Genomic DNA, 14816 nt, shown 5'->3' with positions numbered 1-14816 from the left:
GACCACTACCGGGACGCGCAGATCCAGGGCCTGAAGTCCGCCGTCCTCGCCTGCACGGTGATCACCGCCGGGGCCCTGCTGTTCACCCGCCACCTCCCCGCCGAACGGCGCCCGCCCGGCCCGGCGCCGGACGCGACGGGCGAGGGGGCGGCGGACGCGACGGGCGACGGGGTGGCGGACGGGGCGGACAAGGGGGAGGACGCGACGGGCGGTGACGGCGGGGCGTCAAGGAGTCGTTAGGATCGGCGGGTCGTCCGCCGACCGGGGCGGGCGCCCCGGCACCGGTCGTGCGGCAGCGGAGCAGTGAGATGGAAGAACCGGCGGCCCTGTCCGCGCTCGGAGCCCGCTACCTGGAACTGCTCGCGGAGGTCTCCCGGACCGGCCGCCACCTGGACCGCCCCGAGCTGGAGTCGCTGCGCTCGCTCGGCGAGCGCGCCGCGGAGGCCGGGCACGGGCTGCCCGAACTGGTCGTGCACTGCCTCGGCACCGGCCGCCGGGCCTGGCCGTCGCTGCCCGGCGTCGCCGGTGCCGCAACGGTCGGCGGGCTCCGCCGCACCGGCGAGGCGCTGCTCGCCGCCGCGGAGGCCGCGGTCGCCGCCCTCGGCGAGGGCCACGAGCGGGCGCAGCGCCTGGCGGTCCGCCAGGAGGAGGCGGCCCGGCGGGAGTTCATCGACGACCTGCTGTACGGGCGCAGCGACCCGGGCGCGCTGGCCGAGCGGGCCGAACGCTTCGGGCTGCGGCTGGCCCGCTCGCACGCGGTGGCGGTCGCGGTCGCCGCGGAGCCGTACGACGAGGCGCACCCCTCGGCCCGCCGGGTGGAGCGCGAACTCGTCGGCCGCTTCGGCGAACGGGACGTCCTGCTGGCGACCAAGGACGGCCGGCTGGTGTGCGTCGCCCCCGACAGCGAGCGGGCGGTGCTGGAGGCGTTCGCCGCCCTCGCGCTCCGCCCCGGCCCCGGCTACCCGGCGGCGGCCCGGGTGGCGACCGGGCGGCGCCACTCCGGGCCGGGCGGGGTGGTGCGCAGCTACGACGAGGCGCTGGGCGCCCTGGACTTCGCGCAGCGCCTCGACCTGCCCGCCGAGCGGCTCAGGGCCGAGGAACTGCTGGTGCTCCCGGTGCTGATGCGCGACCGGGCCGCGCTCGCGGAACTGGTGCGCAGCGTGCTGGGGCCGCTCGGCGGCGCGCGGGGCGGCGCCGCCCCGCTGCTGGCGACCCTCGCCGCGCAGGCCGAGGCGGGTTACGTGAACGCGGAGGCCGCCCGGCGGCTGGGCGTGAGCGTCCGCACGCTGGGCTACCGGATGGACCGGATCAAGGCGCTGACCGGCTACGACCCCTCCGACGCCCTGCACCGCTACACCCTGGAGACCGCCGCGATGGGCGCCCGCCTGCTCGGGTGGCCGCAGCGGCAGCTGTGAGCAGCGCGTCCGGACGCCGTCGCTGCGGGTTTCCGGCGCCGACGGGCCGTCAAGACTGCCGGATCCTGGCAGTGTGCGCGCACCCCGCCCCCTGCCACGATCGTCCAGGCGCCGCGGGGGCGGCGGCGCAGTGCGACGGGGGAAGCGGACGGGCCGCCGGGCCCGTCCGCCGCGCACTGCGCAGGAGGGGGAGGGGACGGGGGCCCGTCCGGTCCACGGGTGCCGACGCCGCAGGGGGGAGGGCGTCGGCGCCCGCGGGCCCGGCGCCGGGGTTCAGCGCGGACGGGGGCCGCGGCGGGCCAGGCGCCAGGCGCTGTGCTGCACCAGCAGGGTGAGGACCCCGGCGAGGACGATGCCGGAGAGGTTGAGGGCGAGCTGCACGGCCGACCCCCAGCCCTGGGCGTACTCGCCGTAGGCGACGGCGACGGCGGCGTTGGCCGCGGCGGGGACGGTGGTGACCGAGATCGCCACGCCGACCAGGGCGGACGCCTTGGCGGAGGTGAGCGAGAGCAGCCCCGCGATGCCCGCCAGGAAGGCGACCACGAAGGACATCGCGTCCGGCTGCCAGATGAACGAGGTGTTGGGGCGCTGGGCCGCGAACTTCGCGTCGCTGAACAGGCCCAGGGCGTCCATCAGCAGCGAGAAGCCCACGGTGAGCACCATCGCCACGGCGAAGCCGACCGCCAGGGCGAGCAGGGACCGCAGCGCCGGTCGGGCCCGGCGCTGCACGACGGCGACGCAGAGCCCGGCGAGCGGCCCGAACTCGGGGCCCACGGCCATCGCGCCGACGATCAGCACCGCGCTGTCCAGCACGGCCCCGCAGGCGGCGAGCATGGTGGCGACCGTCAGGAGCGCGAGGAAGACCCAGCTGAGCGTCGACTCCTCCTGGACGACCTCGGCGACCTCCTCCCACACCAGTGCGTCGACCCCTTCGCCCGGCGCCTCCCGCTCCGCCCGGTCGGCCGCCCGGGAGAGGGTCAGCCCGACCTGGTCCACGCTGATGGACCCGCGCTCGGCCAGCCCCAACCCGCGCAGCTCGCCGAGCAGTTCGTCCGCGGCCTCGCGGGCCACGTCGCACAGCACCAGGTCACCGGCCGGGCGCACCGCCCCGCCGGGCAGCACCGCGAGGTGGGCGACCCCGACGCGGGCGTCGAGCCGCTCCAGGACCTGCGCGCGCAGGTCGGGGGGAACGATCAGGCGGAGCTGGAGCACGGGATCCTCCGGGCGGAGCGGTCTGCACGGTCTGCATGGTCTGCACGGTCTGCGTGGTTCGCGCTCACCCTAGGGCGTCCCTCCCCGGCCGCGGCCCGCGGGCGGGCGGTGGCAGGATGGCCGGATGGCTGACGACGCTGTTCCCACCCGGGCCGAACTGGTCCGGCTCTACCTCGACACCCTCCGGGCGCGGATGGACCCCGACGAGTTCCGGCTGCTGGGCCGGATGCTCAGCGGTGCGGTGGGTTCGCTGGCCGCCGCCGGGGACAGGCACGTCGTCGAGGTCGGGGAGCAGCGGCCGAGCCGGCAGGTGGAGGAGGAGTTCCTCGCCGTCCTGTCGATCGTCGCCACCGGCACGGTCGAGCACCGGCTCGTCGACCTCGGCGACGGCGCGGTGACCGTGCTGGACGTCGACGCCGCGGAGAACCCGGAGGCGGTCCGGCGGATGCGGGAGTGGGCGGCCCGGCAGCGCGGCGAGGGCGCCGGGCCGGGGGAGAGCGAGCCGGGGGAGGGCGAGCCGGGGAAGAGCGAGCCGGGGGAGGCCGGGCGAGGGTACGCCGGGCCGGGGGAGGCCGGGTAAATCGGGTGAAAGGGTAAATGTAGGGTTTGCCGCATGGGAAAGGTGAAGCGGCGGCCGCGGTTCTACGTGCTGCTGGGGGTGGCGGTGCTCGCGGTGGCGGCGCTGGTCACGGTGGTGGTGGTGCGGAGCTTCGCGATGGTGACGGTCAGTCCGGAGCAGGCGCGCGAACGGGGGGAGGGGCCGGTCGGGGCGGGGCAGGTGGACTGCTCGCGGGCGAAGTGCATCGCGCTGACCTTCGACGGCAGCCCCGGGGAGCCGACCGGGCGGGTGCTGGACCTGCTGGCGCAGCACCACGCCGCGGGGACGTTCTTCCTGGAGGGACGGGACCTCCACCTGCACCCGGACGTGGTGCGGCGGATCGCCGCCGAGGGCCACGAGATCGGTGACCACACCTGGAACCACCCCCGGCTGACCGAGGCCTCCGACCAGCAGGTCCGGGAGGAGCTCGACCGCACGGCGGACGCGATCGAGGAGCTCACCGGGCGGCGGCCGACCCTGATGCGCCCGCCGGAGGGCCGCACCGACGACCGGGTCTCGGGGATCTCGCGGGAGCTCGGCATGGCCCAGGTGCTGTGGACGGTGACCGCGAAGGACTACGCGACCGAGGACACCGCGCTGATCACCCGGCGGGTCCTGGACGGGGCCGCGCGGGACGGCATCGTCCTGCTGCACCCGCTGCACGCGGGCACCGTCCCGGCCCTGCCCGCCGTGCTGGAGGCGCTCGACGGGCAGGGGTACACCTTCGTGACGGTCAGCCAGCTGCTCGCCCCCGGCGCGGCGGAGCCCGGCACGATCTACCGCTGACGGGCCCGCCCGGGCGCCCGGGCCCCCGGGGGGTTCAGTCGGCGCGGTGCGCGTCGACCAGGGCCAGGAAGAGGTGCAGGTTCGGGACGCTCTTGACCGCGGCCCGGCCCCAGGGGGCCGGTTCGCCGGTCTGCTGCAGGAAGACGGCCCCGCCGCGGAGTTCGACCTCCGCCAGCCGCTCCCAGGGCAGCAGCTGCTTGCGGTGGGTGATGCCCGCGGTGGAGAGGTCGAACTCGCCGAAGTCCAGCACCTCCCCGGCCAGGAACGCCCGCTGCGCCCGGTCGCCCTGGGCCCGCAGGACGGCCTGCTGCATGGCCAGGGACCAGCTGCGGGGGTGCTGGTAGAACTGGGTGACCACCGCACTGGCGGTCGGGGTCCGCAGCACGTAGGTGTACATGACCGGGCCGGGGACGCCGTTGATGACGTTCTGGGTCTGCTCCTCGTACAGCCGGACCTCGTCCCACCGCACGACCGTCCGGCCGGGGCCCTTCTCGTGGTCGACGACCATGCCGTGCTCGAACAGGTGCAGGCGCTTCGCGGCCTGGCGCGGGTTGAAGTCCGGGGTGCGGCGCAGCGACACGTAGTAGAAGACCACGGCGGGCACCACGAAGAGGAAGAGCAGCACCGCGAGCGTCACGTAGAACGAGACCTTGAGCAGCACGCCGAACTTCTGCGGCTTGAAGGTCGCGGTCAGGGCGCCCAGCTCGTGCTGCGCGGCGAGTTCGGCGACGGCGGGCGGTAAGGGCGGCAGCGGGGCCGGGCGGGCGGTGCGGGGCATGGGCCTCAACTTCGTTGGGGAGGGGCGCTGTTGACTGTCGCAGCTTCCCCTACTGCGCGGTCGGCGTCCAGGTGGCCCCGGGCAGGCGGGCGGCGGCGGTGCGCCAGGCGGCCGTGACGGCGGCGTGGGCCCGGTCGGTGGCGGCCGCCACGTCGCCGTCGAGCCGCAGCGGCGCCCCGAAGTGGACGTGCACGCCGGGGCGGCGCAGCGGGGCGGTGGCGAGGCCCGCGAGCTGCTTGGCGGTGGAGCCGGAGCTGATCCGGCGGGCCCCGGCCTGGCCGAGCGGGACGACCGGTGCGCCGGTGGCGGCGAGCCGGGCCAGGCCGGTGCGGAAGGGGGTGGGCGGGCCGTCGGCGGCGTCGGTCCGGCGCGGGAGCCGCCCCTCGGGGTAGATCACCACCACCCGTCCGGCGGCCAGCGCGTCGGCCGCGGCGGCCAGGGCCTCGACGCCGCGGCGGCGGACGGCGGCGAGCACCACGCCCGGGTCGACCAGCGAGGAGTGGTTGGCCGCGACGATGCTGCCGGGGGCGAGCACCGCGGCCTCGTCCGCGGTCACGGTGAACCGCCCGAGGAGCGGGACGACGGTGCGGGCGACGGTGCTCAGCACGGGTGGTGGCCTCCGGAGCCGGGACGGGAGCGGGCGCCGCCCGCGGCGGTTCCGGGGCGGCCCGTCCATGGTGCGGGCGGACCGCCCCGTCCGGCCTGAGCCCGGGTACTCAACCCGGCTACTCAACCCGGCTGCTCACCCCGGCTGTTCACCCCGGGCGGGTGGTTCGGCTACGGCTGCTGGGTCAGCAGGTGGGCGCGGTAGCCCTCGCCGAAGGTGGACGTCGGGGTGCCGTTCCAGTCGGTGACGAGCACGTTGCCGTTGCTGTTGCACACACCCCACGGGTTCCACGTCCAGGCGGTGTAGCCGACCTCGTTCTTGTCGGCCCAGGCCATCACCTGGTCGATGTAGTCGTGGGCGCAGGTCGCCTGGCCGATCTCACCGGCCTGGACCGGGACCTTCGCCGCGACCGCGCCGATCGTGCTGTCCCAGCAGGCGGTGGTCACGCAGCCGTTCCAGCTGTACGAGTGCCAGGAGGCCATCAGGTTGCCGGCGGGGTCCTTCGGCGCGTAGGCGAGCCACTGGCTGAGGTCGTTGGTCCAGGTCAGGCCGCCGGTCATGATCACGTTGGTGGCGCCGGTGGCGCGCACCGCGTCGACCAGGGTCTGCATGCCCGCGACCGGGTAGCCGATGCCGGGGCAGCTGCCGCCGTCACGCAGGCAGGTCCAGGCGGCGGTGGCGTCGGCCCAGTTGTCGGCGGCGTCCGGGTAGGGCTCGTTGAACAGGTCGAACAGGACGGCGTCGTTCCCCTTGAAGGTCTCGGCGACCTGCGTCCAGAAGGTCGGGGCGTACTGCAGGTCGGGCATCGGCTTCTGGCAGGTCGCGGCGGTGTCCGGGCAGCCCGTGCCGGGGCCGGTGTACTGGCCGTGGCTCCAGTGCAGGTCGAGGACCACGTTGATGCCGTTGGCCACCAGCAGGTCGGTGTAGTCCTTGACCGCCTTCCGGTACGCGGCGCCGGTGGTCCCGCCCGCCGGGGTGCCGCTGGTGGTGTCCAGCCAGCACTCCTCGTTCAGCGGGAGGCGCACGGCGTGGACGTTCCAGCCGCGCATCGCGTCGACCGTCGCCTGGTCCGCGGGGCCGTCCCAGACGCCCTTGCCCTGGACGCAGGCGAACTCCCCGCTGGAGCGGTTGACGCCCAGCAGGCGGTACGGGGCGCCCGCGGCGGTGACCAGCCGGTTGCCGGACACGTGCAGGGCCGGGGCGGGCTGCGCGGGCGGGGTGGTCGGCGGGTCGGTCGGCGGGGTGCTGGTGGGCGGGGCGGTGGTGGGCGGGGCGGTGGGCCCGGAGCCGTCGCAGGGGACGCCGTTGACGGTGAAGGCCGTCGGGGCGGTGTTGGCGCCGCTGTAGCTGAAGGTCGCGGCGGGCGCGACGCTGCCGCCGGTCGGGACGGCGGCGTTCCAGGGCAGGCTGGCGACCGTGACGTCGTGGCCGGACTGCGTCCAGCTGCCGTTCCAGCCGGAGGACAGCGACTGGGATCCGGCGTACGAGAAGCCGAGCGTCCAACTGGTCCACGCCGTACCGAGGTTGGTGACGGTCACGGTGGTCTGGAACCCGCTGCCCCAGTCGTTCTGCACCGCGTACACCGCCTTGCAGTGGACCTCGGCGGCCTGCGCGGCCTGCGGCAGGGTGGCCAGGGAGGCCGCCGCGAGGGCCAGCGCTCCGGCGGCGGCCGCGCCGACGGCGGTGCGGCGGCGGGGGCGGGTGCGCTGGGGGTGCTGGGGGTGGGGTTCGGGGGACGTGCGACGCATGGCGAGCCCTCCTGGAGGCGCGTCGAATCGGGTGGGGGAATGTCGGTCGGAACGGTGGGGAGCGGCCGCGCGCTGCGCTACTTATGCGCTTAAGTCGGCGGCGCAAAAAAACGGCCCGACCGGCTTCCGGAAAAGTAGGGCGGAAATTGACGGATCGTCAATCACCGGCGGTGGAAAGGGTGAAAGGGGGAGCGGCGGGCCGAAAGTTTCTCATTCGGCCGGTGCCGCCGCGGTGCTGCCGCGGACGGTGAGGACGGGGGTCCGCTCCTGGTGCGAGCGCGCGGGGCGGCCGTCGACCATCTCCAGCAGCACCCGGGCGGTGTGCAGGCCGTACGCCTGGATGTCCCAGGACAGGGCGGTCAGCGCGGGGCGGACCAGCACGCACAGCTGCGAGTCGTCCCCGGCCAGGATGGACAGTTCGCCGGGCACCGCGATGCCCATCTCCTGGGCGACGTTGAGCGCGGCGACGGCCATCACGTCGTTGTCGTACAGGATCGCGGTCGGCCGGTCGGGCCGGGACAGCAGGGCCCGGGTCGCCCGGGCGCCCTCCTCGGGGGTGTAGTCGGTCTCGACGACCCTCGGCTCGCCCAGGCCGTGCCGGAGCACGGCGGCGCGGAACGCCGCCACCCGGACCCGGGTGTGGTCGAGGGCGGGCAGCCCGGCGACCCGGGCGATCCGGCGGTGGCCCAGCGCCACCAGGTAGTCGACCGAGGAGTCGACCGCCGCGGTGTCGTCGGCCCAGACGGCGCCCAGGGCGCCGTCCCCCCGGGGCCGCCCGGCCAGCACCGCCGGGACGCCGAGCTCCGCGATCACCGGCAGCCGGGCGTCCTGCGCGTACAGGTCGGTGAGCACCAGGCCGTCGACCCGCCGCTCGGCCCACCACAGCCGGATCGCCTCGACGGCGGCGGCGTGGTCCGCGACCACCTGCAGCAGCAGCCCGGTCCGCTGCCCGGACAGTTCGCGCTCCAGGCCCGAGATGAACCGCATGAAGAACGGCTCGACGCCCAGGGTGTCCGCTGGACGGGCCAGCACCAGGCCCACGCTGTGCGCCCGCGAACCCGACAGCGACCTGGCGGCCAGGCTCGGCCGCCAGCCGAGCCGGTCGGCGATCTCCAGGATCCGCCGCCTGGTCTCCTCGGAGACCCCCGGGCGGCCGTTGAGCGCGTACGACACCGCGCCGATCGAGACGCCCGCCCGCTCCGCGATCTCCCCGATGGTGACCCGCTTCACCGCTGCCCCGTCACTTCGTCGCCCCCCGGGTGAAGCCGTTGTAGATGAACCGCTGCAGGAACAGGAACACCACCAGGGTCGGCAGGATGACGAGGACGGTGCCCGCGCAGATCACCTCCCAGCGGGCCCCGTACGGGCCCTTGAAGTAGAACAGCGACGTGGAGACGGTGCCGAGTTCGGGCGAGGGCATGTACAGGAACGGGATGTAGAAGTCGTTGTAGACCACCACCCCCTTCACGATCACCACGGTCGCGATCGCGGGCCGCAGCAGCGGCAGGATCACGGTGCGGTAGATCCGCAGCGGCGAGGCGCCGTCGAGCCGGGCCGCCTCGTCGAGCGAGACCGGGATGGCCCGCATGAACTGCATGAAGATCACGATCGAGACGATGTCGGTGCCGGTGTAGAGAGCGATCGCCGACCAGCGGCTGTTGAACAGGCCGAAGGAGTTGACGATCTGGAAGGTCGCCACCTGGGTGGTGACACTGGGGACGAGCGAGGCCAGCAGGAACAGCGAGACCGTCAGCTTCCGGAACGGGAACCTGAACCGGTCGATCGCGTAGGCGGTCATCGAGCCGATCAGGACGGTGCCGGTGACCGAGAACACCAGGATGAAGGCGGTGTTGCCGAAGGCCCGGAGCATGTGCCCCTGGCTGAAGGCGACCTGGAAGTTGTGCAGGTTGAACCAGTCGTGCGGCGGGGTCAGCGGGCCGCTGTCCGTCGACTCCGGCTCGGTCTTCAGCGCCGCCATCAGCACCACCGCCAGCGGCAGCAGCGTCGCCGCCGAAGCGGCCAGCAGCGACAGGTACTTCGCGGCGACCGCCGAACGGGCGCCGACCCCGCGCGGGGCGTGGCTGGCCGTCATACCAGGTCAACTCCTTCGTCGGGCACGAGCAGCCGCTGGACCCAGGTCGCCAGCAGCACGACCGCGAGCAGCACCACGGCCGCTGCCGAGGCCAGCCCCACCTTGTTGAACTGGAAGGCCAGCTTGACCGTCTGGATCACGAACGTGGTGCTGCCGTTCGCGCCGCCGGTCATCACGTACGGGATCTCGAACGCGGACAGCGAGCCGGAGACCACCAGGATCGCGCTGAGGCTGACCACCGGGCGGATGCCGGGCAGCACGATGTACCTGACCTGGTGCCAGCGCTTCGCCCCGTCCAGGTCCGCCGCCTCGTAGACCTCCCCGGGGATCGACTGGATCGCGCCCAGGAACAGCACGAAGTTCAGCCCCAGGTACCGCCAGAGCGAGACCGAGGCGAGCGACCAGTTGACCAGCTCCGGATCGCCCAGCCACAGGTGGTCGCCGCGCGCCCCGAACAGGCCGAGCACCGAGTCGAGCGTGCCGCCGGGCTGGAAGAAGTAGAGGAAGACGAAGCCGATGGCGACGCCGTTGATGAGGTACGGGAAGAACAGCACGCCCTTGAAGAAGTTCCGGAACCGGACGTTGAAGCTCAGCACCGTCGCGAAGTACAGGGCGAGCACCATCTGCACGGCGCCCGACGCCAGGTAGAACAGGCTGACGAAGAAGACCTGGAACAGGTCGGGCCGGGTGAACAGCTCGGTGTAGTTGGCCCCGCCGACGAACTCCTGGTCCGGGCCGAAGCCGTCCCAGCTGGTCAGGCTGTAGTACAGCATGTTGAACACGGGCGTGTAGGTGAAGGTGACCAGGAAGGCCAGCGGCACCGCGAGGAACAGCCACGGGGTGGCGCGGGCCAGCAGGCGGGTGCGCAGGGGGGCCGTGGCGGGCGCGGCCGCGGGGGCGGGCGCCGGGGCGGCGGGTGCGGTGGCGGGTGCGGGCATGTCGCCTCGTTCCTCCGTCGGCCGGCCGGTCAGGACCCGGCCGTCCGGATCGCGGCGGCCCACTTCCGGTTCAGCTCGGCGAAGTAGTCCTCCAGGCTGCCGCCGCCCCCGGCGCCGCGGGCCAGGTCGACGAGGTGCTGGCGGTAGTCCGGCTTGTTCAGGCCGATCTCGGACTGGTTGTCGATCTTCGAGACCTCGGAGTTCCGGGCCTGGCTCAGCTGGATGAACCGGACCCCCGCGTCCTGGTAGGCCTGCAGCTCGGCGGGCATCGCCCCGGACTTGAGGGTCGGCAGCAGGGCCTCGTCCTGGGCGTAGCCGCTCCGGTCGACGAACCAGTCGACCCAGGCTCGGGCGGCCTCCTTGTGCTTGGAGTGGACGTTCACGGCCTCCCGGTAGTCGGGGGAGACCACCGAGCAGAAGTGCCCGTCCCGCTGCGCCGGGAACGGCATGAAGCCGATGTCCGCCGGGTCGGCGCCCGCCTTCTCGGCGGCGTCCTTCATCTGCGAGATCGCCCAGGAGGCGAGCGCCAGGGTGGCGGTCCTCCCGGTGGCGATCTGGCCCTTGGAGCCCTCCCAGGCGGTGGTGGTCGGGTCCTTCTCCACCAGCTGCCGGTGCACCGCTTCGTACAGCAGGGTGTCGATGCGGTTGAGCTCCTTGCCCGCGGCCCAGGGCGCGGGGTCGGCGGCCAGCGCGTCGTTGGCGGCCTCGTCGCAGCTCGCCTCGCCGAGGTAGCTCTGCCAGGCCGTCATCGGCCAGCCCTCGTGGTAGACGGTGGAGAGCGGGGTGGCCGCGGTCCGCTCCTTGATCGCCTGCAGGTCGGCCAGGAACTCCTCCGGGGTGGTGGGCCAGTCGGTGACCCCGGCCTGCTTCCAGACCGCCTTGTTGTAGACCATGCCGGTCGCGTTGCCGTTGATCGCGATGCCGTAGACCTGCCCGCCGTAGGCGCCGCCGTCGACGAAGCGGTACTTGCGCTCCAGCTCCTCCGGGGTGCCGAGCGGGGCGAAGAACTTCGGGTAGTCGGCGACCGGGACGGCGGCCGGGATCATCAGGACGTCGCCGTAGTCGGTGCTGTTCAGCCGGATCTTGACGTCGCCCTCGTAGTTGACGATCGGCTCGAACTTGACGTGCACGTTCGGGTAGACCTTGTTGAACTCGGCCGCGTACCTGTCCAGGGTGCCGTCGCCGGCCAGGTCGGTCTTGTGGGTGAGGACGGTGATCGTCCCGCTCACCGCGGCCGGGTCGGACGGGGCGACGGCCGCGCCGCCGGTGCCGCCGCCGCTCGCGCCGGAGCAGCCGGAGACCGCGGTGACCGACATCAGGGCCACGGCCAGCAGGGCCGCCGATCGCTGTTTCATGTACCGACTCCCGGGTGGTGGAGGTGCGACTGACACGGGGCGCAGGACTGACGAAGGGTCAGGGGTGTTCGCGGGAAAGGCACTTATGCGTTTAAGCCAGTGGTGCGCGAATCGGCCCGCTCCGACCCGGGGAACATAAGAGCCTCTGCATGATCAGGTCAACAGCTGGGACGGATTCCCGCACCGCACCCGCACTTCAGGGCTTAAGCGGTTGAGTAACTTTCAGGTTCTTCCGGCCCGGACATTGGCGCCGCACCCGTCGGGCCCTACCCTGGACCCTCATGGCCTTCCTCTCCATGGACCTGCCGGAGCTGCGCAAGCACCGCCCCGAGCGCACCGAACCCGACGACTTCGACGCCTTCTGGGCGGACACCCTGGCCGCCGCCAGGGCCGTCCCCGCCCGCCTGGACACCGCGCCGGTCGAGACCGGCCTCAGCACCCTCACCGTCGAGGACGCCACCTTCCCCGGCTACGGCGGACAGCCGATCAAGGGCTGGCTGGTGCGGCCCCGCGACGCCGAGGGACCGCTGCCCGCGGTCGTCGAGTACATCGGGTACGGCGGCGGCCGGGCCCAGCCGCACGACCACCTGCTGTGGGCCAGCGCGGGCTACGCGCACCTCGTCATGGACACCCGCGGGCAGGGTGGCGCCTGGTCCACCGGCGACACCCCCGACGACGGCCCCGGCGCGGGCCCGGCCCACCCCGGCTCGATGACCCGCGGCGTCCTCGACCCGGCCACCTACTACTACCGCAGGCTCTACACCGACGCGGTGCGGGCCGTCGACGCCGTCCGCACCCACCCCGGCATCGACCCGGACCGGGTCCTGGTGGCGGGCAGCAGCCAGGGCGGCGGCCTCGCGCTGGCCGTCGCGGGCCTGGTCCCCGACCTGGCCGGGGTGGTCGCGGGCGTCCCGTTCCTGCAGCACATCCGCCGCGCCACCGAGATCACCGACGCCTTCCCGTACAAGGAGGTCGCCGAGTTCTGCAAGGTGCACCGCGACAAGGTCGAGACCGTCTTCGCCACCCTCGCCTACTTCGACGGCCTCCACTTCGCGGCCCGCGCCACCGCCCCGGCGCTGTACTCGGTCGGACTGATGGACGAGGTCTGCCCGCCCGAGACAGTCTTCGCCTCCTACCACCACTACCGCGGCCCGAAGGACATCGGCGTCTACCCCTACAACGGCCACGAGGGCGGCGGCAGCCACCACGTCCCCGCGGCGCTGGCCTTCGCGGCGTCCGTGCTCTGAGCCCGGCGGGGACGGACGGCGGGTGGGCCGTCCGTCCCCGTCGTCCGTCGTCCGTCGTTCGTCGTCGTCCGCCCCGGTGCGGTCGTGGACCGGGTGCGGTCGTGGACGGGCCCCCGTTCCTGCCGTACGTTCCGGGGATGCGCATCCGAATCGTCGACGCCTTCACCGACCGTCCGTTCTCCGGCAACCCGGCCGGGGTCGTGCTGCTGGACTCCGGCGGCTTCCCCGCCGACGCCTGGCTCCAGCAGGTCGCCGCCGAGGTCAACCTCTCCGAGACGGCCTTCGCCCACCCGCTGCCGCCCGGCGGCGACGCGGACTGGGCGCTGCGCTGGTTCACGCCCCGCACCGAGGTCGACATGTGCGGGCACGCCACCCTGGCCACCGCGCACGTCCTGCGGACCACCGGCGCCGCCACCGGGCCGGTCCGCTTCACCGCCCGGTGCGGCGTCCTGACCGCCGACGCCGAGGACGACGGCGCGATCACCCTGGACTTCCCCACCTCCGTGCTCACCCCCGTCGCGACCCCGCCCGGACTGGCCGCCGCCCTGGGCGCCGAACCGGTCGCCGTCCACGACACCTCCGCCGACCTCGGCGACCTGCTGGTCGAACTCGCCGACGAGAAGACCGTCCGCGGCCTCGCCCCCGACCTCGCCGCCCTCGTCGCCACCCCGCTCTCCGCCCGCGGCGTCATCGTCACCGCCGCCGCCGACGACCCCGACGGCGCCCACCAGTTCGCCTCGCGCTGCTTCTTCCCCGCCCTCGGCATCGACGAGGACCCCGTCACCGGCAGCGCCCACACCGCCCTCGCCCCGTACTGGTCCGCCCGCTTCGGGCGCGACGACCTCACCGGCCTCCAGTGCGGCCCCCGCGCCGGCACCGTCCGCACCCGCCTGCGCGGCCCCCGCACCCTGCTCACCGGCCGGGCCGTCACCGTCATCGACGGGGACCTGCACGCCTGAACTCCCGGGGGGCGTGCGGAGATCGCCGCGCGCCCCGTCGGGGTGTTCGAGTCCCCGTCGGCCGCTCCGTCCCGGTGTGGCGGTGCGGATCCGCGGCACCCGGGCCACCAGACTGGGGGCAGAGCCAGGGCGGAACGCCGCCGGGCCCGCCCGGATCCGGAGGGACGGGTGATGACGGACACTTCTCCTGACGCCCTGGGCACGGTGGTGGGGCAACTCGCCCGGCAACTGGCGGCCCTGGGCCAGTCGGAGGGCGCCGAACTGCGCCGCCTGCTGGACGGGGCGGAGCAGCGGGCGGGACGGGCGGCCGGGGAGGTCGCCGAACTGCCGGACGAGGTGTGGCAGCAGGTCAAGGAACTGGTCAGCCCGCCCGACTGGTGGTCGCTGCTGGTGTACGCCCTGGTGCGGATCAGCGAGTCGGAGCCGGGCTTCACCGTCGGCACGCTGCGCCTCGACGGCTGGTCGCGGATGGTGACGCTCAGCTACGCCCCGGAGGGGCAACCGGGGCTGTTCACGGTCGGGCTGGCCGTCACCGACGAGGGGACGAAGGGCGTCCTGCTGCGGGCCGCCGACGGGTTCCGGCGGGTGTTCGCGGGGCAGCCGGGGCTGCGGATCGAGGTCGCCGCGGAGGGCGACTGCGACTGGCGCTACCCCTTCGGCGGGACGGTGCACTCGCCGACGCCGCGCAGCGGGCTGCTGGTGGCGGTGGACTGGCAGCCGCCGGTGCAGCCGCAGGAGGCCACGGGGTTCCGGTTCGCACTGGGGCCGCTGCACCTGCGGGCCGAACTCGCCCAGGGCGGCACCGCCCCCCTGTACCGCCTCACGCTCGGGCTGGGCACCCCGGCGGCGGAGGCCGCGGAGGCCGCGGCGGGCGCCGCGGGCCCGGCCGGGGTGCGGGCGGTGCTCGACCCGGCGGCGGCCCTGGGCGCGCTGGGGGCGTTCCTGCAGGTCGCGCCGGTGACGGAGGTCTACTCGCCGCACGTCGTCGTCACGGAGGGCCAGAGCCCGCGGTACGGGCTGACCTAGCGGTACGGGCCGACCTGGCAGTACGGGCCCACCTGGCGGTGCGGGCAGCAGGGCC

14 protein-coding genes and 1 pseudogene are annotated in these 14816 nt (G+C 74.2%); 7 read left to right on the top strand and 8 right to left on the bottom strand.

The window, feature by feature from the left end; genetic code table 11:
- Positions 1–240: pseudogene (locus OO57_RS44160) on the top strand (hypothetical protein); the annotation flags it as partial.
- Between the two features lie 68 nt (positions 241–308).
- The gene (locus OO57_RS27515; RefSeq protein WP_051778313.1) at positions 309–1415 is read left to right on the top strand and encodes a PucR family transcriptional regulator; all 1107 of its coding nucleotides are present in this window, start codon (positions 309–311) and stop codon (positions 1413–1415) included.
- Between the two features lie 273 nt (positions 1416–1688).
- Here the strand turns inward: OO57_RS27515 and OO57_RS27510 are convergent, their stop codons facing one another.
- Positions 1689–2627: a DUF389 domain-containing protein gene (locus OO57_RS27510; protein WP_033255371.1), complete on the bottom strand. Its 939-nt coding sequence runs from the start codon at positions 2625–2627 to the stop codon at positions 1689–1691.
- A 124-nt stretch (positions 2628–2751) separates the two neighbouring features.
- Here OO57_RS27510 and OO57_RS27505 point away from each other — a divergent pair, with 124 nt between their 5' ends.
- Both OO57_RS27505 and OO57_RS27500 read left to right on the top strand, forming a co-directional pair.
- Positions 2752–3207 (top strand): hypothetical protein, encoded by a 456-nt coding sequence (locus OO57_RS27505; protein ID WP_033255370.1) that lies wholly within the window; start codon positions 2752–2754, stop codon positions 3205–3207.
- Between the two features lie 33 nt (positions 3208–3240).
- A complete protein-coding gene (locus tag OO57_RS27500) occupies positions 3241–4011 on the top strand; it encodes a polysaccharide deacetylase family protein (RefSeq protein ID WP_033255369.1) in 771 nt (256 codons plus the stop codon).
- A gap of 34 nt (positions 4012–4045) precedes the next feature.
- On the opposite strand, the gene OO57_RS27495 is transcribed toward OO57_RS27500, so the two are convergent.
- From OO57_RS27495 to OO57_RS27465, 7 genes are all read right to left on the bottom strand, one after another.
- On the bottom strand, positions 4046–4789 hold the full coding sequence (locus tag OO57_RS27495) for a DUF6585 family protein (protein ID WP_033255368.1): 744 nt from the start codon (positions 4787–4789) through the stop codon (positions 4046–4048).
- 49 nt (positions 4790–4838) lie between these two features.
- Positions 4839–5396: a lysophospholipid acyltransferase family protein gene (locus OO57_RS27490; RefSeq protein ID WP_033255367.1), complete on the bottom strand. Its 558-nt coding sequence runs from the start codon at positions 5394–5396 to the stop codon at positions 4839–4841.
- Between the two features lie 170 nt (positions 5397–5566).
- Positions 5567–7144, bottom strand: coding sequence for a cellulase family glycosylhydrolase (locus OO57_RS27485; protein ID WP_081974004.1), 1578 nt, complete (start codon positions 7142–7144; stop codon positions 5567–5569).
- Between the two features lie 210 nt (positions 7145–7354).
- The gene (locus OO57_RS27480; protein ID WP_033255366.1) at positions 7355–8374 is read right to left on the bottom strand and encodes a LacI family DNA-binding transcriptional regulator; all 1020 of its coding nucleotides are present in this window, start codon (positions 8372–8374) and stop codon (positions 7355–7357) included.
- Positions 8375–8384: 10 nt separating this feature from the next.
- Entirely contained in the window at positions 8385–9236 is an 852-nt protein-coding gene (locus tag OO57_RS27475; RefSeq protein WP_033255365.1) for a carbohydrate ABC transporter permease, read from the bottom strand.
- The gene (locus OO57_RS27470) at positions 9233–10174 is read right to left on the bottom strand and encodes a carbohydrate ABC transporter permease (protein WP_033255380.1); all 942 of its coding nucleotides are present in this window, start codon (positions 10172–10174) and stop codon (positions 9233–9235) included. Before OO57_RS27470 ends, OO57_RS27475 begins: the two co-directional genes overlap by 4 nt.
- A 29-nt stretch (positions 10175–10203) precedes the next feature.
- On the bottom strand, positions 10204–11529 hold the full coding sequence (locus OO57_RS27465; protein WP_033255364.1) for an ABC transporter substrate-binding protein: 1326 nt from the start codon (positions 11527–11529) through the stop codon (positions 10204–10206).
- A gap of 281 nt (positions 11530–11810) precedes the next feature.
- Between OO57_RS27465 and OO57_RS27460 the strand changes: the two genes are divergently transcribed.
- The 3 genes from OO57_RS27460 to OO57_RS27450 all read left to right on the top strand — a co-directional run bounded on the left by OO57_RS27460 (position 11811) and on the right by OO57_RS27450 (position 14761).
- Positions 11811–12776, top strand: a complete 966-nt coding sequence (locus OO57_RS27460; RefSeq protein WP_033255363.1) for an acetylxylan esterase — start codon at positions 11811–11813, stop codon at positions 12774–12776.
- A gap of 137 nt (positions 12777–12913) precedes the next feature.
- Positions 12914–13735: a PhzF family phenazine biosynthesis protein gene (locus tag OO57_RS27455; RefSeq protein ID WP_033255379.1), complete on the top strand. Its 822-nt coding sequence runs from the start codon at positions 12914–12916 to the stop codon at positions 13733–13735.
- A 171-nt stretch (positions 13736–13906) separates the two neighbouring features.
- Positions 13907–14761 (top strand): hypothetical protein, encoded by an 855-nt coding sequence (locus tag OO57_RS27450; RefSeq protein ID WP_158715241.1) that lies wholly within the window; start codon positions 13907–13909, stop codon positions 14759–14761.
- Positions 14762–14816: the final 55 nt, after the last annotated feature.

The sequence above is a fragment of the Kitasatospora phosalacinea genome (assembly GCF_000717185.1).
GTDB lineage: Bacteria > Actinomycetota > Actinomycetes > Streptomycetales > Streptomycetaceae > Kitasatospora > Kitasatospora phosalacinea_A.
This window is presented reverse-complemented; position numbering and strand designations above follow the sequence as displayed.